The organism is Rhizobium sp. BG4, from assembly GCF_016864575.1.
In the GTDB taxonomy this organism is placed as follows: domain Bacteria; phylum Pseudomonadota; class Alphaproteobacteria; order Rhizobiales; family Rhizobiaceae; genus Rhizobium.
Genome location: NZ_CP044125.1, coordinates 2,839,250 through 2,856,659, shown reverse-complemented (window position 1 = coordinate 2,856,659; position 17,410 = coordinate 2,839,250). Strand labels below are relative to the sequence as shown.

Genomic DNA, 17,410 nt, shown 5'->3' with positions numbered 1-17,410 from the left:
CAACCCCTCCCCACAAGGGGGAGGGACTTAGCAAGCCTCCCCGCCTCGGGTTCTAATCCGGCGCAGAGGCCGCCGCACTCTAGCCCCTCCCCCTTGTGGGGAGGGGTTGGGGAGGGGTTTTTCCCTCATCCGCAAAAGGGGACGTTTGAATGCCTCACTCGAACATCACTCCCAAAACCCGCCAGACAGCAAAACGGCTGCGCCGAGAACTGACCAAGGCAGAAGCCGCCATGTGGAATATGCTCCGTGATCTCCGCCCCTACGGCGCCCGTTTTCGCCGGGAAACGCCGATCGGTCCTTACATTGCAGACTTCGCCTGGCTCTCGGCTCGCCTCGTCGTCGAGGTCGATGGCGACAGCCACGAGACCGATGCCGGACGCCGGCATGACACCAGACGCGACGCATTCATGAGAGAGCAGGGTTTCAACGTGCTCCGCTTCGACAACGCCCAGGTCGTCGATGGACCTGACTATGTTTTCATTGAAATCCAGAAGCACGCAGCTCCCTTTCTAAAGGAGCAAGCCGCATGAAGCCCGATACCCTCAAAGACAAGATCGGCCCCGTCCTCACCATTCTCGCGGCCCTCGTCGTCATCTGGTACATCGCCGCCGTCTTCATGAACGCGCCGTTCCAGCGCGACATGGACACGCGCAACAACATCACGCCGACGACCTCCGAGTTCATCTCCGCGACACTCTCCCAGCCGAAGCCGATCCTGCCGGCGCCGCATCAGGTGGCGCAGAATGTCTTCGAGAACACCTTCCTGAGGAAGCTCTCGAGCAACCGCAGCCTCGTCTATCATGCCGGCGTCACGCTCTCCTCCACCGTGCTCGGCTTTGCGCTCGGCACCGTGCTCGGCATCCTGATCGCCGTCGGCATCGTCCATATCAAGGCGCTCGACCGCAGCCTGATGCCGTGGATCATCGCCTCGCAGACGGTGCCGATCCTGGCGATCGCGCCGATGGTCATCGTCGTTCTCGGCTCGATCAACATCACCGGGCTGATCCCCAAGGCGCTTATATCCACCTATCTCTCCTTCTTCCCCGTCGCCGTCGGCATGGTGAAGGGGCTGCGCTCGCCCGAGGTCATGTATCTCGACCTGATGCGCACCTATAATGCCAGCGCCGCACAAACCTTCTGGAAGCTACGCGTTCCCGCCTCCGTGCCCTTCCTGTTCACCTCGATGAAGGTGGCGATTGCCGCGAGCCTCGTCGGCGCCATCGTCGGCGAGCTGCCGACCGGTGCGGTCGCCGGCATCGGCTCGAAGCTGCTCGCCGGTTCCTATTACAGCCAGACGATCGATATCTGGGCCGCACTCGTTGCCGGTTCGGTGCTGGCGGCCCTCCTCGTCGCCATCGTCGGGCTCGCCGCCAGGATCGTCGATCGCGCCATGGGCGGGAGGCCGGCATGAAGTACCTGACCTTCTCCTGGCAAAGCGCGCTGGCGCTGATCCTCTGCGTGGCGGCGCTCTTCTCGCTGCCGCTGCTGACGGAAGCCGCCCCTGCCCCCTTCAGCAGCCAGACGACGACGCTCGTCATCCTGCTGGTCGCCGCCGCCGCCATCCTGTCGCTGACGGCGCTGCCGTTGCTCTATTCGGCAACGGTGCTGCTGCTTGCCTCCTTCGATGCCGCCTGGCTGCTTTTGTCGGGGATCGCAGGCAACGAGGGGCTGGCGACCCGCTCCTTCTTCCTGCTGATCGCCGCCTGCTGGCTGCTCGCCTGGCGCTCCGTCAGCCTGCTGTCGGAAGTGCGGCCGGTCTCGAACACCGGCAAATCCTTCCTGCGGCTGCTGATCCCGGCGATCTTCGGCGCCTGGATCCTGATCCTCTGGGAAGCGGCCACCCGCGCCGGCGGCATCCCCTTCGTCATCCTGCCGCCACCGAGCTCCATCGGTCTGCGCATCGTCAACTCGCTGCCGATCCTCGGCGAGGACGTGCGCCAGACGATCTTCAAGGCAGTGCTGTTCGGCTATGTCGTCGGCTGCGCTTCCGGCTTCATCGTCGCGATCCTCGCCGATCGTGTCGCCTTCCTGCGCCACGGCCTGCTGCCGATCGGCAATATGGTCTCGGCGCTGCCGATCATCGGCGTCGCGCCGATCATGGTCATGTGGTTCGGCTTCGACTGGCCCTCGAAAGCCGCCGTCGTCATCATCATGACCTTCTTCCCGATGCTGGTGAACACGGTGGCCGGCCTTTCCGCCTCCGGCGCCATGGAGCGGGACCTGATGCGCACCTACGCATCCGACTATTGGCAGACGCTCCTGAAGCTCCGGCTTCCGGCCGCAATGCCGTTCATTTTCAACGCACTGAAGATCAACTCGACGCTGGCGCTGATCGGTGCCATCGTTGCGGAATTCTTCGGAACCCCTATCGTCGGCATGGGCTTCCGCATCTCTACCGAGATCGGCCGCATGAATGTCGACATGGTCTGGGCCGAAATCGCCGTCGCGGCGGTGGCTGGCTCGGTTTTCTACGGGGTCGTCGCCCTTGCCGAAAGGGCGGTGACTTTCTGGCATCCGTCTATCCGTGGTGGTTAGGCGTCGCTTTATTCCCGCAAATGGGTCTGGGGCATAACTTCAGAGGGAAAAAAGAAAATGAAGAAGTTGATGGTTGCAATGATGGCGAGCGCCATGTCGCTTGCCGCCGCTCACGCGATGGCGGCCGACAAGGTGACGCTGCAGCTGAAGTGGGTCACGCAGAGCCAGTTCGCCGGCTATTACGTCGCCAAGGACAAGGGTTACTACGAAGAAGAAGGCCTCGACGTCGACATCAAGCCGGGCGGCCCGGACATCGCTCCCGAGCAGGTCATTGCCGGCGGCGGCGCCGATGTGATCGTCGACTGGATGGGCGGCGCGCTGGTTGCCCGCGAAAAGGGCGTTCCGCTCGTCAACATCGCCCAGCCCTACCAGAAGTCGGGCATGGAAATGATCTGCCGCAAGGATGGCCCGGTGAAGACCGAAGCCGACTTCAAGGGCCATACGCTCGGCGTCTGGTTCTTCGGCAACGAATATCCGTTCTTCGCCTGGATGAATAAGCTCGGCCTGAAGACCGACGGCGGCGCCGATGGCGTGACCGTGCTGAAGCAGAGCTTCGACGTGCAGCCGCTGCTGCAGAAGCAGGCCGACTGCATCTCCGTCATGACCTACAATGAATACTGGCAGGCAATCGATGCCGGCCTGAAGCCGGAAGATCTCACCGTCTTCAACTACACGGCCATGGGCAACGACCTCCTGGAAGACGGCCTCTATGCCATGGAAGACAAGCTGAAGGACCCGGCCTTCAAGGAAAAGATGGTCAAGTTCGTCAAGGCTTCGATGAAGGGCTGGAAATACGCCACCGAAAACCCGGATGAAGCAGCCGGGATCGTCGTCGACGCCGGCGGCCAGGACGAAAACCACCAGAAGCGGATGATGGGCGAAGTGGCCAAGCTGATCGGCGACGGCAGCGGCAAGCTCGACACCACGCTCTATGACCGTACGGCCAAGGCTCTTCTCGACCAGAAGATCATCAGCAAGGAGCCGTCGGGCGCCTGGACGCACGACATCACCGACGCTGCAGCCAAGTAAGCGGCCGCTCTGAAATTCGGGGACGCGCGGAGAAATCCGCGCGTTTTCTGCTTTTTAAGCATCAACGGCGATTTTTCCGAGAGGCGATGTCGGATCAGCCCTGCTTCAATCGTCTTTGGCTTATACGCTGCGATCAATCATCGGAATGCAAACATAACCAGACGGTGATTGATCTATACGTAAACGGTAATTAATGTGCGCCCATGGGGAATTATTTTCTGCCGGTCTTGTACGTTGCGCAAATCGCTACCACGTACATCACCGGATTTGCCGTTCGGGGGACTTCTCTGTAAGAGAGACGGCAAATAATGCGGGAATACCTCTGAGAGCACAGAGACGGGAATGGCCTGTTCGCAAGCTGCAGCATAGCTGCGCGTTTTTGGCCGACCATTTGACATAACTGGATGATGACGCATGGCACGCACGCTTGAAATACTACGCGCCTCCACCCTCCTGATCGCCGGCATTCTTGCCGCGCCCGTTGCGTTTGCGCAGGAAAACCAGCCGCCAAAGGCACAGCAGAACCTCCCTGTCATCGTCGTCACGACCGCCACGAAGCGCGCCCTCGTTGACCGCGTGATCGGCACCGGCACCATCCGCCCGGTCGAAGAAGTTTATATTCAGCCGCAGGTGGAAGGTCTTTCGATCCGCGCGCTGAACGTCGATGTCGGCGACAAGGTTGAAGCCAACAGCACGCTGGCGACCCTGAACGAAGACGCCCTCCTGTTGCAGAAGGCGCAGATGATGGCGACCAAAGCCAAGGGTGAGGCAAGCCTCGCCCAGCTGCGCGCCCAGCTTCTGGAAGCCAAGGCGACCGCCGAGCAGGCCCGTCTGCAGCAGACCCGTTCGTCCGAAATGGGCAAGAAGGGCACCGTTTCCACCGCGCAGGTCGAGCAGGCCGATGCCGCCGCCGCCACCGCCAACGCCCGCGTAAGCTCCGCCGAGCAGGCGATCGAAGTTGCCATCGCCGATCTGAAGGTCGCCGACAGCCAGATCGCCGATGCCGATCTGAAACTGGCGCGCACGGATGTGAAGACCCCGGTTTCCGGCGTCATCTCCGCCAAGAATGCCCGTATCGGCGCCATCGCCGCCGGTACCGGCGATCCGATGTTCACTGTCATCAAGGACAGCGCCATCGAACTGGTCGCCGAGCTCTCCGAAACCGATATCCAGAAGATCGCGGTCGGCCAGCGCGCCATCGTCACGCTGTCGGGCAGCCGCACGAAGATCGAAGGCAAGGTGAGGATCGTCTCTCCGACCGTCGATCAGGCAACCCGCCTCGGCCTCGTCCATATCTCGATCGATGACGAGAGCGCTGCGCGCTCCGGCATGTATGCCAGCGCCGAGATCATCGTCGCCGAGAAGAGCGACATCGCCCTGCCGCTGTCGGCCGTCACCACCGGCCGCGATGGCTCGACCGCAAGAAAGGTCGAGGATGGCATCGTCAAGCAGGTGAAGGTCACCACAGGCATCCAGGACGGCGGCTTCGTCGAAATCGCCGACGGCCTGAAGGAAGGCGACACTGTCGTCGCCAAGGCCGGCGCCTTCGTTCGCGACGGCGACAAGATCACCGCTGTTACCGAAGCCGTATCGGCACAATCGAACTGACCGGGGCTAATCCATGAACTTCTCTGCATGGTCCATCCGAAATCCGATTGCGCCGCTGCTCGCTTTCGCGCTGCTGCTCTTCGTGGGCATCCAGGCGTTCTACAAGCTGCCGATCACCCGCTTCCCGAATATCGACGTTCCCGTCGTTTCGATCACCGTGACCCAGAGCGGTGCCTCGCCGGCCGAACTCGAAATGCAGGTGACCAAGGAGGTCGAGGACGCTGTCGCCTCGATCAGCGGCATCGATGAAATCCAGTCGACGGTCACCGATGGCCAGTCGCAGACCGTCGTCGTCTTCCGCATCGAGAAGCCAACCGCCGAAGCCGTTCAGGACACCAAGGACGCGATCGACAAGATCCGCAGCGACCTTCCCGCCGGCATCGAGGAACCGATCGTCAGCAAGGTCGATGTCGAAGGACAGGCGATCCAGACCTTCGCCGTTTCCTCTCCCAACATGACGCTCGAGGAGCTCTCCTGGTTCGTCGACGACACCGTCAAGCGCGCCCTGCAGGGCCAGCCCGGTATCGGCCGTATCGACCGTTACGGCGGTGCGGACCGCGAAGTCCGCGTCTCGCTCGATCCCGGCAAGCTCGACGCCTACGGCATCACCGCGACCGACGTGAACCAGCAGCTGCGCGGCACCAACGTCAACCTCGGCTCTGGCCGCGGCCAGGTGGCGGGCAACGAGCAGACGATCCGTACCCTCGGTGACACACGCGACGTCTCGCAGCTCAATTCCACCACCATCAGCCTGCCGAACGGCCGCTTCGTGAAGCTCTCGGAGCTCGGCCGCATCGACGACACCTACGAGGAGCAGAAGTCCTTCTCGCGCTTCAACGGCACGCAGACGGTCACCTTCGCAGTGTTCCGCGCCAAGGGCGCCAGCGAAGTCTCGGTCGCCGAGACCGTCGCCACCAGCCTCGACGAGATCCGCAAGGCCAATCCGAACGTCAAGATCGAGATGGTGGACGACAGCGTCTACTTCACCTATGGCAACTACGAGGCGGCCCTTCATACGCTGATCGAAGGCTCGATCCTCGCCGTCATCGTCGTCTTCCTGTTCCTGCGCAACTGGCGCGCGACGCTGATCGCCGCCGTGGCGCTCCCCCTGTCGGCCATTCCGACCTTCTGGATCATGGATATCATGGGGTTCTCGCTGAACCTCGTGAGCTTCCTGGCGCTGACGCTGGCAACCGGTATTCTCGTCGACGACGCGATCGTCGAGATCGAGAACATCGCCCGCCATATCAAGATGGGCAAGACGCCCTACAGGGCATCGCTTGAAGCCGCTGACGAAATCGGTCTTGCCGTCATCGCCACCAGCTTCACGATCATCGCCGTTTTCGTGCCTGTTTCCTTCATGCCGGGCATCGCAGGCCAGTACTTCATCCAGTTCGGCCTGACTGTCGCCTTCTCGGTCTTCTTCTCGCTCGTCGTGGCGCGTCTCATCACCCCGCTGATGGCCGCCTACCTGATGCGCGCCGAAGACGGCATGGAAGACCATCAGGACAACGACGGCTGGATCATGCGCGGCTATACACGTCTCGTGACGGGTACGACGCGCAAATGGTACTGGCGCTACACCACGCTGCTCTGCGCCATCGCCTTCCTGATCGGCTCGATGATGCTGCTGAGCCGCGTGCCCGGCAGCTTCATGCCGCCGGACGATTCCTCGCGCGTCGTCCTGTCTGTGGAACTGCCGCCGAACGCCACGCTCGAAGACACTGCCGCCGCCTCCACCAAGGTCTACGATGCCGTGCGCGGGATCGACGGCGTCGAAAGCGTCTTCGTTCTCGGCGGCGCCTCGCCCAAGGGCGATCTGGAGCTGCGCCGCGCAACCGTTCGCGTCATCCTCGGCAATATCGATCATTCGCTGCTGAAGACCCTCGTCAACAAGGGCCTCGGCGGACTGCCAGTCATCGGCAACCTCGTGCCGAAGATGGAAGATCACGGCCGTACGCGTCCGCAGTGGGATGTCGAAAAGGATATCTTCGCCGCCGTGCGCGATATCCCCGACGTGCGCATCTCCAAGGTCAACGACCGCGCCGAGCGCGACCTCTCCTTCAACTTCCTCTCTTCCAACGAGGATGATCTGAACGAGGCCGTCAGCCTGCTGGAATCGAAGCTGCGCGCCTCGCCGATCCTGGCGAACGTGTCTTCGGAAGGCGCCCTGCCCCGTCCGGAACTGCAGATCCGTCCGCGCATGGCCGAAGCCTCGCGCCTCGGCATCACCCCGCAGCAGATCTCCGAGACGGTCCGCGTCGCCACCATCGGCGATATCGACGCCAACCTCGCCAAGATCTCGCTTGACGACCGGCAGATCCCGATCCGCGTCCAGGCATCGCTCGATGTCCGCCGCGATCTCGCCTCCATCCGCGCCATCAAGATCAAGACGGCGAGCGGCGCCAGCGTTCCGCTCTACAGCGTCGCCGATGTCGACTATTCGGAAGGCCCGAGCTCGATCAAGCGCAACAACCGCAACCGCGTCGTGGCCATCGGCTCCGACGTGCCCTTCGGCACGGCGCTCGATACGGCGAGCGCCGAATTCAAGCGCATCGTCGCGGCGACCGAATTGCCGAAAAGCGTGCATCTGGCCGAAAGCGGTGACGCCAAGGTTCAGGGCGAAATGGTCCAGAGTTTCGGCAATGCCATGCTGATGGGCCTGATGCTGGTTCTGGTCGTGCTGATCCTGCTCTTCAAGGACGTCATCCAGCCCTTCACCATCCTGTTCTCGCTGCCGCTTGCGATCGGCGGCGTGGCAGTGGCGCTGATCATCACGCAGAACGCGCTGTCGATGCCGGTGCTGATCGGTATCCTGATGCTGATGGGTATCGTCACCAAGAACGCCATCCTGCTCGTCGATTTCGCGATCGAGATGAAGCGGCACGGCATGGAACGTGTCGAAGCCATGGTCGAAGCCGGCCGCAAGCGCGCCCGCCCGATCATCATGACCTCGATCGCCATGTCGGCTGGCATGCTGCCCTCCGCACTCGGCGTCGGCGAAGGCGGCTCGTTCCGCGCACCGATGGCAATCGCCGTCATCGGCGGCATCATCGTCTCGACGGTCCTGTCGCTCGTCGTCGTGCCCTCGTTCTTCCTGATCATGGACGACCTCTCCCGCCTGCTCGGCTGGATGTTCGGCCGCCTGGTCGGCAAGAAGGACGAAGAGCAGCTCGCCATGTCCCGCGAGCAGCTGACCGACGCCGTCGGCTCCCTCAAGGACCGCGTCACCGCGATCGAGAACCCGGAAGCCAAGCAGAAGAACGCCAACAGCAACGGCAAGAACGTCCTGCGGCTACCGCCGTTTGCGGCGGAGTAGGCGTCTCGCTGAATTCTAAGCAAAACGGCCGGGTATTCCCCGGCCGTTTTTATTTTGTCATGCCGTTCTGTTTGACGGCATACCAAGCACAGGACAGGCCCTCCAACGCCCCCTACACCTCCTCCTCCACCCGCAACTGCGCCACCTGCTTCTCCCCGCCATTGAAATAGGACGCAATCAGGTGCCCCGCCGAAACGGCGGCCACACACAGCACCACCGAAGCGGCGATATTCACCCCCGCCCGCGTCACCGCGCCCGAGCGCATCAGATCGAGCGTCTGCAGGCTGAAGGACGAGAAGGTGGTGTAGCCGCCGCAGAGGCCGATCATCACGAAGAGCCGCATGTTTTCCGAAACCGGAAAGCGGCCATGCGCCAGCGTCAGCGTACCAAACAGGCCGATGATGAAGGATCCGGTGATGTTGATGATGATCGTGCCCCAGGGCAGGTTGCCGCTGATCGGCGCCGCCAGCACCGAAATCAGGTAGCGCGCCAGGGTGCCTAGGGCGCCTCCGGCCATGATGATCAAGCAGGTATAGAGTGACATGCACGCCTCATTGTTTCGGCGGGCAGTAGACACACTCCCACCGTCGATTAAATCGCGGTAGGAGTCATCAGCCATCACGGCGGTTTCGGGGGCACTCCATCCCCATCGCGGCCAAACTAGCCGCAGCACGGACGCAATGCAACGTCCGGCCGCAAGCCGCGTCAATTTGGACGGCAAGAGGCGGGCTTACAGTCCGCCATGCTCCTTCAGGAAGCTGACGATCGGGCCGATGCCGTCGCCGCGCTTCATGTCGGAGAAGACGAAGGGGCGCGTGGCGCGCATGCGCGTCGCATCGCGGTCCATCACATCGAGATCGGCGCCGACATAGGGTGCCAGATCCTTCTTGTTGATGACGAGAAGGTCCGACTTGGTGATCCCCGGGCCGCCCTTGCGCGGGATTTCCTCGCCCTGGCAGACCGAGATCACGTAGATGGTGATATCCGCGAGATCGGGCGAGAAGGTTGCGGCCAGATTGTCGCCGCCGGATTCGATGAAGACGACGTCGAGATCGGGAATGCGCTGGTTCAGCCCGGCGATCGCCTGCAGATTGATTGTCGCATCCTCGCGGATGGCGGTATGCGGGCAGCCGCCGGTCTCGACGCCGACGATGCGCTCGGAGGGCAGCGCCTGCATGCGCATCAGCGCCTCGGCATCCTCTGTCGTGTAGATGTCGTTGGTGACGACAGCGACCGAATAATCGTCGCGCATCGCCTTGCAGAGCTTCTCCGTCAGCGCCGTCTTGCCGGAGCCGACAGGCCCGCCGATGCCGACGCGGAGAGGTCCGTTTCTCGATTTCATATGTGTCACTCCAATTCGCCCGATGATAACGCCCGGCTATCACGCCTGCCACCGGCAAATGACGCAGATGCGGGCCTTACGAGCGGAAAAGTCTGGTGCTCTGGGTCTCGTGCCGCAGCGCAGAGATATCGGCCTGGACGGCCGCCGAGCCGAGATCGTCGGTTGTCGCCGCGGACGCCTTCCGGGCAACCCCGGCAATCAGCGGCTCAAGCTTTGCCAGCGTGCCAACGCCGTCTTTCTGACCGGCAACGCCGAGGCGGATGCCGGCAGACACGGCCTGCGAGACATAGGCATGCAGGAAGGCGGCCAGCGCCTTGCCGAGCGGAACCTGATGGGCGCCCGCGACCGCGCCGACGGCAACCGGATAGGCTGCCTGCTGCGGCAGCCGGTCGAACACCGGATCGGCCCAGGCCTTCGCTGCGGTCAGAAAGGCATCGCCGAGCAGCATCGTCTCCTGATGCCGCTCGCGCGAACCGGCGAGCGCCTCGGCAAGCGCTGCGAGATCGCCGATCTCCGCAGCATCGCCCTGCCCGCGCCAGGCGGCGGAGAAGATCACGGCATCGTTCCAGATGCTGCCATGCGTCAGCAGCGTCGAGATCCACGTCTCCAGCCCCGCAGCATCGGCCACGAGGCCATCGTGGACCGCGCGCTCCAGACCGCCGGAATAGGCAAAGGAACCGACCGGGAAGGCCGGCGACAGCCACGCCATCAGGCGCAGCAGCGCCCGGAGATCATCCGCTTCCGTCATCGCCGCTCAGTCGTGAGAGTGATGGTGCCCGTCACCATGCTTGTGGTCGTGATCATGGTGGTCATGATCATGATCGTGGCCATGCTCATGCTTGTGGTCATGGTCGTGACCATGGTGATGGCCGTGATCGTGGTGGTCATGAGCGTGATGATCATGTCCATGGCCATGGTAGGCGCCGCGCGCCGGCTGGAAGGGCTCATTGACATCGAGCACGAGGGCGCCGAGACCCTGCAGCATGGTGCGGATCACATGGTCGCGCAGGATCAGGATGCGGTCTTCCTCGATCTGTGCCGCCAGATGCCGGTTACCGAGATGCCAGGCAAGCTCGGTCAGATGCACTCGGTCCTTGCCGCGCACTTCGAAAAGCTTCTCGTCGGCCGCCAGGATCTCGATCAGCTCGCCGTCATCGCGCACCAGGAGATCACCATTGGCAAACAGAACGGGGTCCTTGAGGTCGAGCATCACCATGCCGCCGCTTTCCAGATGCAGCAGCTTGCGCCTGAGATGGCGCAGATCGTGCGGCAGCTTCACCTGCTCGATCGGGTGGGAGGACGGCGTACCGGCGAGGAGATAGGATGTAACGCGTTGCATGGGCATGTCCGTTTCAATGGGACTTCGACCATGCAAAATAGCTGAAGGACGTGCAAGCGCCAATGCGGATCCGGGCAGTGGCTAAATGCCGTAGGCGCGCTGCGGCTCGTCGTGATCGGCATCGCCCTGCACGCCGAGCCCGCTCTCGACGAGGCGGCTGTGCCAGGCATGATGCAGCCCTTCGCTCTCATGGATCACCCGGTTGCGGCCGAGCGCCTTTGCCAGATAGAGCGCCTTGTCCGCCGAGGCATAGACGGCCTCCTTGCTGCGCCCCGTTTCCAGATCGGCGATGCCGGCCGAAATAGTGATGGCGATGCTGCAGCCATCGGCGATGATCGGCTGCTGGGCGATCTGCATCTTCACCTGCTCCACCTGTTCCAGCCGGGCCGCCAACGGCGAGCCGGTGACGATGACGCCGAACTCCTCGCCGCCGAGACGGGCGACGACGGAGCCGTCATTGAAGGCGGCCGTCAGGATCGCCGAGATGGCGATGATCACCGCATCGCCGCAGGCATGGCCGAAGCGGTCGTTGATCGCCTTGAAGCGGTCGACGTCGAAGATGACGAGCGAGGCATCACCGTGGGCATCCGCCAGCGCCGCCGTGAAGGCACGCCGGTTCAAAAGACCGGAGAGCATGTCGGTGCGGCTGAGCTTTTCAAACTCGGCGCGCGATACCGTCAACTGGTGCAGCGCGAACCCTGCGATCAACGACAGCAGTCCGCAGGCCGCCCCGCCGACGATCCAGGCGAAGACGATGCCGAGGCTCAGCGAATGGGCAAGCGACAGCGGCAACAGGTTGAAATAAGAGAGCGGCGGCAGCACGATCAGCATGATCAGCGCCGAGAGGATGACGGCCGAAAAGCTCATCTTCAGCGCGAAGCTGATGATGGTGGCGCGATGCTGAAAATTGCCCATCTCCGTCTGGAGCGACATCCAATTTTTCATCCGAATCGACCTCCAGCCCGGCGCCCCATGGCATTTGATTAGAATGCATTTGCTGCCGGGGTCTTAAGCCGATCGTTAAGATTTGATCGAATTTGCCCGATTTAACAAACTTGCATTTTCGCGTGCAGGCTGCAGCAATGCTCAACTTGAATCGGAACTGATAAAAAACTGATTAAGCGTTTGATGCGACATTTATATCAGTAAATTTTGATGGGTCGGCACCGCCGCAAATCCACCCAAAAAAATCTGCCCGGCTAAATACAACCGGGCAGGGAATCGGCGTTAACGAATTGCTTCCCCGAGACGGCGACGCTCAGAACAGGAAGTAGCGCTGTGCCATCGGGAGAACGGTCGCCGGCTCGCAGGTCAGGAGCTCGCCATCGGCGCGCACTTCATAGGTCTCGGGATCGACTTCGATATGCGGCATCAGATTGTTATGGACCATCGACGCCTTGGAGATTCCGCCCCGGGTGTTCTTCACCGCGAGCAGATCCTTGGCCACGCCGAGCCTGCCCTTGAGGCCGCCATCGAGCGCCGCCTGCGAGACGAAGGTGACCGAGGAGTTCGTCAGGCTCTTGCCGTAGGAGGCAAACATCGGACGGTAATGCACCGGCTGCGGTGTCGGGATCGAGGCGTTCGGATCGCCCATCGGCGCCGCAGCAATCGAGCCGCCGAGCAACACCATGTCAGGCTTCACGCCGAAGAAGGCCGGGTTCCAGAGCACGAGGTCGGCGCGCTTGCCGACTTCGACCGAGCCGATCTCATGGCTGAGGCCGTGGGCGATCGCCGGGTTGATCGTGTATTTGGCGATGTAGCGGCGAACGCGGAAATTGTCGTTCTCGCCCGTCTCTTCCTTCAGGCGGCCGCGCTGGCGCTTCATCTTGTCGGCCGTCTGCCAGGTGCGGATCGCCACCTCGCCGACGCGGCCCATGGCCTGGCTGTCGGAAGAAATGATCGAGAAGGCGCCGATATCGTGGAGAATGTCTTCGGCGGCGATCGTCTCCTTGCGGATGCGGCTTTCGGCAAAGGCGATATCCTCGGGAATCGACGGCGACAGATGGTGGCAGACCATCAGCATGTCGAGATGCTCGGCGATCGTATTGACCGTATAGGGCCGCGTCGGGTTGGTCGAGGACGGGATAACGTTCGGCTGCCCGCAAATCTTGATGATGTCAGGTGCATGTCCGCCGCCGGCACCCTCGGTATGGAAGGCATGAATGGTGCGCCCCCTGATGGCGCCGATCGTGTCCTCGACGAAGCCGCTCTCGTTCAGCGTATCGGTGTGGACCATCACCTGCACGTCATACTGATCGGCAACCGTCAGGCAGCAGTCGATGGCGCCGGGCGTCGTGCCCCAGTCCTCATGCAGCTTCAGCGAGGTAGCGCCGGCAAGCACCATTTCCTCCAGCGCGCCGGGCAGCGAGGCATTGCCCTTGCCGGCGAAGGCAAGGTTCATCGGGAAGGCATCGGCGGCCTCGATCATCCGGGCGATATGCCAGGGTCCCGGCGTGCAGGTCGTCGCCAGAGTGCCATGCGCCGGGCCGGTGCCGCCGCCCAGCATGCAGGTGAGGCCCGACATCAGCGCCTCCTCGATCTGCTGCGGGCAGATGAAATGGATATGGCTGTCCATGCCACCGGCCGTGACGATCTTGCCCTCGGCCGCAATCGCCTCCGTGCCTGGGCCGACGATGATATTGACGCCCGGCTGCGTATCCGGATTGCCGGCCTTGCCGATCGCCACGATGCGGCCGCCCTTGAGCCCGATATCGGCCTTCACGATGCCGGTGTGATCGACGATCACGGCGTTGGTAATGACGGTGTCGACGGCCCCGTTGGCGCGCGTCACCTGGCTCTGCCCCATCCCATCCCGGATCACCTTGCCGCCGCCGAACTTCACCTCTTCGCCATAGGTCGTGAAATCCTTCTCCACCTCGATGAACAGCTCGGTATCGGCAAGCCGCACCTTGTCGCCAACAGTCGGTCCGAACATGCTGGCATAGGCGGCGCGGGAGATCTTGTGGGGCATCGTCGGTCTACCTCTTCAGTTCGGAAAAATGGGGAGATTTCGCCGCCGCCTTGTCGAAGGTCAGCGTTGTCCTGCAGCCGTTTCGCTTGTTGATTTCACCGAGAAGGTGATCGGAGAAACCACCGGGAAAGCGGCTATAACTGTCGACAGCGGCAAGCAGCGTTTCGCGCTCGTGCACGACGATATTGGTGGCATGCAGGAGACGCGTGACGAGCTCGGCAACAGCCGCCTTCGCCAGCCGCGCCCTCTGCCGCAGCACCCAGACGAGCTCGACGATGACGATCTGATTGACGAACAGCTCTTCGCTTCCGTTGGCGAGCTGCTGCACCAGCTCAAGCTGATGCGAGGCCGCGTCTTCGGCGAGGCTGTCTCCGGCAATCCAGCGCAACAGAATGTTGGTATCGACGCCGATCATTCGTCACCTTCCCGGTAACCGGCATCCCGCGCATCGGCCACCCAGCGCTCAAGCTCGTCAGCGCTGACCTTCTGGGGCAGCTGCAGAATGCCGCGCAGGTCCGCGAAACTTTCCCGGCGCGCCCGCAACTCGAAGACCCCACCGCCCTTGGCGATGAAGTCCAGCTTGTCGCCGGCTTGCACCCCGAGTGACCGGCGCACGCTGGCGGAATGGTGATCTGATTTTTCGACGTGACCTTCGCGGAATCCACCATGGCTATTCTCCTTACCTTTTATCCAAAAAGTAAGGTGATGCTGGTGTATTTGCAACATCGGCGGCATAACGAACGAGCCGCCCTTCCGCGATGTAGCGGTCGACGAGCTGGCGTTCGGCGGCGAAGGGGTGGCCGTCCCAGCCGGCGTGGCCGAAGCCGGCAAGGCCGGTCTCGGCATCGGGGAAGCGGCGGAAGGTTTCGGCGATGGCGATGAGGCCGGTGCTCGGCACGACGTAGGGTGCCGGGTCATAGACCGAGAGCGCCTCGTCGACCGCCTCATGAATCATTTTCTCAACGACCACATGCCGTTTGCCAGCTTCCCTGCAGAAGGCTTTGAACTGACTCGTGTAATCGTCGCAGAAATCGTCGAGCTCGGGATGCGAGACGGCGAGCGGGCCGCGCATTTCGGCAAACTTTTCCGGATCGCGCACGCACCAGATTTCCGAGGCTTCGACGACGCCTGGCAACGTCCGCCAGCCGGTATCGCCGGTCATCGCCTTGCCGGGACGGCCGGTATTGCAGACGGCGACGACATCGGTCCGGCCGGGGCTCGAAGCGTAGGAGCGGCACTCGTTGAAACGAATGACGAAGTCGGCGGCGGCGATCGCCGTGCGTCCCTCCTCACCCACATCTCCGTTGCCAACGATCATCACCTTCCGTGCCACCTCAATTGCCGCCCATTGCATCCGCCAGAGCCTTGAGCTCCTTGGTACGGTTATCGCTCATATTGGCGAGGCAGCCGGCGACCAGCATCGGCTCCATCGACCCGCCACGGGCCTGGAAGCCCTCGGCCTCGCATTGCGCATCGCGATAGGAGATCCAGGCCCGCTGTGCCGTCAGCAGCGCCTTCTCGGCGCCGCGATCGCTCTCGTCCAGATCCTCGTCGGTCGCAGCCGCGGCAGCCCGCGTTTCCTTCCACTGGGCGTTCAGCGCCTTGTCGGCCTCGCCGTATCGATCCTGCTCGCAGCTCGTCATTTCCGCCTGCGTCTCAGGGTTCTTGCAGTCGGTCTCTTCCTGCGCGAACGCCCCCGAAGCCATCATCACGCCGCCCGCGAGCGCCAGCAGGCCAATCACCAAACGCATCATTTCCTCCCGTCTTCCGTTATTTTCTTGTGTTTTAAAGCTTGCCCATGACGAGCTGGCGGAAGCCGTAGACTTCGCGCTTGCCCGAGAGCGGGATCAGCGTCACCGAGCGGGTCTGGCCCGGCTCGAAACGCACGGCAGTGCCCGCCGGAATATCGAGGCGCATGCCCTGCGCCTTCTCGCGCTCGAAGGCGAGGCCGCCATTGGTCTCCGCGAAATGATAATGGCTGCCGACCTGCACCGGCCGGTCGCCGGTATTCGACACATCGATCGTGATGGTCGGAGCGCCGGCGTTGAGTTCGATATCGCCGCTCGCGGCAATGATTTCGCCTGGGATCATGTCTTCCTCCTCCGCAGCTCAGCGGATCGGTTCGTGGACGGTGACGAGCTTGGTACCGTCAGGAAATGTCGCTTCCACCTGCACGTCGTGGATCATCTCGGCGACGCCCTCCATCACCTGGTGACGGCCGATGACGTGGGCACCAGCCTCCATCAGCTCGGCGACCGGGCGGCCGTCGCGCGCACCTTCGACGACGAAATCGCTGATCAGCGCGATCGCTTCCGGATAGTTAAGCTTGACGCCGCGATCGAGCCGCCGCTGCGCCACCATCGCCGCCATGGAAATCAACAGCTTGTCTTTTTCTCTCGGAGTGAGGTTCATCGTTCTTCCATTTCAGCTGAATTACAGGTTCCAGACTTTCGGCACCGGGGCGCCGTTGCGCAAGGCCGATATGACCGGGATCAGGATTTTTCTGAGCGCGAAGCCATCGGGTGCCGCGGCGCGGATGACGAGCTTGCCGCTCCAGGCGCTGGCGCCCGCCATGTACCCCTCAAGCAGCGGCCGCGCCCTGGCAAGATAGCTCTCGGCGAGCGGCCCGGCATAGAGAAGCGTCGCGAACGCCACCTGCCCGCCGAGCACCGGCTGCCTAGCCGTCAGCGCCGATACCTCGCCCTCGAGCTTCAGTTCCTCCGCATGGATCAGCCGGCCGGCGCGGCGGATGCGCCAGCGGTCGCGGAAGAGGCCCGTGACCATCGCCTCGCCCATCGCCTTGCGCCCGAGCAGGATCGCCTCGACGGCCAGGAACTCGGCGCTCTCGTCGAGATCGACGTCGAGGCGGCGGAAGAGCGAGGCGCGGTCGAAGAGGATGGTTTCCTGCGGCAGCCAGTCGACGCGGGCGCCGGCGCCGGCTTCGATGCGGGTCGTGACTTCGGCAGTGCCCGCCGATGCCTTGTAAATCTTCTCGCAGGCCTGTGTGGTGACGTCGATGCGGGTGCCGGGCCCGGCCGCAACGCTCCAGTTCATCCGGTCGCCGCCGGTCAGCCCGCCCGCGGTGTTGATGATGACGGCCTCCATCGAGGCGTCGAAGGTCTGAGGCAGGCGAATCTTTGCCGCCCCCTCCTGATAGAACTCGCGCAGCCGCGTGCGGCCATCCAGCATGCTCGCCGCCAGATGTCCCCGTCCCTCGGCTCTCTGCGGTCTGGTCGTCGCCGCTGCGCTCGTCATTCCATCCCCTGC

At 63.0% G+C, this 17,410-nt stretch carries 19 protein-coding genes and 1 riboswitch; of the genes, 6 read left to right on the top strand and 13 right to left on the bottom strand.

What is annotated here, in order from left to right; all coding sequences use genetic code 11:
• Positions 1–149 precede the first annotated feature (149 nt).
• The 6 genes from F2982_RS14315 to F2982_RS14290 all read left to right on the top strand — a co-directional run bounded on the left by F2982_RS14315 (position 150) and on the right by F2982_RS14290 (position 8,491).
• Positions 150–530: a DUF559 domain-containing protein gene (locus tag F2982_RS14315; protein ID WP_203428203.1), complete on the top strand. Its 381-nt coding sequence runs from the start codon at positions 150–152 to the stop codon at positions 528–530.
• Positions 527–1,411 (top strand): ABC transporter permease, encoded by an 885-nt coding sequence (locus F2982_RS14310; RefSeq protein ID WP_203428202.1) that lies wholly within the window; start codon positions 527–529, stop codon positions 1,409–1,411. The genes F2982_RS14315 and F2982_RS14310 overlap by 4 nt, the downstream gene beginning before the upstream one ends.
• Positions 1,408–2,535: an ABC transporter permease gene (locus F2982_RS14305; RefSeq protein WP_203428201.1), complete on the top strand. Its 1,128-nt coding sequence runs from the start codon at positions 1,408–1,410 to the stop codon at positions 2,533–2,535. The genes F2982_RS14310 and F2982_RS14305 overlap by 4 nt, the downstream gene beginning before the upstream one ends.
• Before the next feature lie 57 nt (positions 2,536–2,592).
• Positions 2,593–3,564, top strand: coding sequence for an ABC transporter substrate-binding protein (locus F2982_RS14300; protein ID WP_112711408.1), 972 nt, complete (start codon positions 2,593–2,595; stop codon positions 3,562–3,564).
• A 414-nt stretch (positions 3,565–3,978) separates the two neighbouring features.
• Positions 3,979–5,172, top strand: a complete 1,194-nt coding sequence (locus F2982_RS14295; protein WP_203428200.1) for an efflux RND transporter periplasmic adaptor subunit — start codon at positions 3,979–3,981, stop codon at positions 5,170–5,172.
• Positions 5,173–5,185: 13 nt separating this feature from the next.
• A complete protein-coding gene (locus F2982_RS14290) occupies positions 5,186–8,491 on the top strand; it encodes an efflux RND transporter permease subunit (protein WP_203428199.1) in 3,306 nt (1,101 codons plus the stop codon).
• Positions 8,492–8,603: 112 nt separating this feature from the next.
• On the opposite strand, the gene crcB is transcribed toward F2982_RS14290, so the two are convergent.
• From crcB to F2982_RS14225, 13 genes are all read right to left on the bottom strand, one after another.
• The gene (gene crcB / locus F2982_RS14285) at positions 8,604–9,035 is read right to left on the bottom strand and encodes a fluoride efflux transporter CrcB (protein ID WP_112711411.1); all 432 of its coding nucleotides are present in this window, start codon (positions 9,033–9,035) and stop codon (positions 8,604–8,606) included.
• Positions 9,036–9,086: 51 nt separating this feature from the next.
• Positions 9,087–9,148: riboswitch (Fluoride riboswitch) on the bottom strand.
• Between the two features lie 73 nt (positions 9,149–9,221).
• The gene (ureG, locus tag F2982_RS14280; protein ID WP_112711412.1) at positions 9,222–9,833 is read right to left on the bottom strand and encodes an urease accessory protein UreG; all 612 of its coding nucleotides are present in this window, start codon (positions 9,831–9,833) and stop codon (positions 9,222–9,224) included.
• Positions 9,834–9,909: 76 nt separating this feature from the next.
• Positions 9,910–10,581, bottom strand: a complete 672-nt coding sequence (locus F2982_RS14275) for an urease accessory protein UreF (RefSeq protein ID WP_203428198.1) — start codon at positions 10,579–10,581, stop codon at positions 9,910–9,912.
• A gap of 6 nt (positions 10,582–10,587) precedes the next feature.
• Positions 10,588–11,172: an urease accessory protein UreE gene (locus F2982_RS14270; RefSeq protein ID WP_203428197.1), complete on the bottom strand. Its 585-nt coding sequence runs from the start codon at positions 11,170–11,172 to the stop codon at positions 10,588–10,590.
• An 81-nt stretch (positions 11,173–11,253) separates the two neighbouring features.
• A complete protein-coding gene (locus tag F2982_RS14265) occupies positions 11,254–12,117 on the bottom strand; it encodes a GGDEF domain-containing protein (protein ID WP_203428196.1) in 864 nt (287 codons plus the stop codon).
• A 313-nt stretch (positions 12,118–12,430) separates the two neighbouring features.
• A complete protein-coding gene (gene ureC / locus F2982_RS14260; protein WP_203428195.1) occupies positions 12,431–14,143 on the bottom strand; it encodes an urease subunit alpha in 1,713 nt (570 codons plus the stop codon).
• A 7-nt stretch (positions 14,144–14,150) separates the two neighbouring features.
• A complete protein-coding gene (locus F2982_RS14255; protein ID WP_203428194.1) occupies positions 14,151–14,558 on the bottom strand; it encodes a type II toxin-antitoxin system VapC family toxin in 408 nt (135 codons plus the stop codon).
• Positions 14,555–14,740 carry a hypothetical protein gene (locus tag F2982_RS14250; protein ID WP_203428193.1) on the bottom strand — a complete coding sequence of 62 codons (186 nt, stop codon included), beginning with the start codon at positions 14,738–14,740 and terminating at the stop codon, positions 14,555–14,557. Before F2982_RS14250 ends, F2982_RS14255 begins: the two co-directional genes overlap by 4 nt.
• A gap of 82 nt (positions 14,741–14,822) precedes the next feature.
• Positions 14,823–15,461 carry a Urease operon accessory protein gene (locus F2982_RS14245; protein WP_203428192.1) on the bottom strand — a complete coding sequence of 213 codons (639 nt, stop codon included), beginning with the start codon at positions 15,459–15,461 and terminating at the stop codon, positions 14,823–14,825.
• Positions 15,462–15,477: 16 nt separating this feature from the next.
• The gene (locus tag F2982_RS14240) at positions 15,478–15,894 is read right to left on the bottom strand and encodes a lysozyme inhibitor LprI family protein (RefSeq protein WP_112711469.1); all 417 of its coding nucleotides are present in this window, start codon (positions 15,892–15,894) and stop codon (positions 15,478–15,480) included.
• Between the two features lie 34 nt (positions 15,895–15,928).
• On the bottom strand, positions 15,929–16,234 hold the full coding sequence (locus tag F2982_RS14235; RefSeq protein ID WP_130283959.1) for an urease subunit beta: 306 nt from the start codon (positions 16,232–16,234) through the stop codon (positions 15,929–15,931).
• An 18-nt stretch (positions 16,235–16,252) separates the two neighbouring features.
• On the bottom strand, positions 16,253–16,555 hold the full coding sequence (locus F2982_RS14230; protein ID WP_203428191.1) for an urease subunit gamma: 303 nt from the start codon (positions 16,553–16,555) through the stop codon (positions 16,253–16,255).
• 21 nt (positions 16,556–16,576) lie between these two features.
• A complete protein-coding gene (locus F2982_RS14225) occupies positions 16,577–17,398 on the bottom strand; it encodes an urease accessory protein UreD (protein ID WP_203428190.1) in 822 nt (273 codons plus the stop codon).
• Between the last annotated feature and the right edge of the window lie 12 nt (positions 17,399–17,410).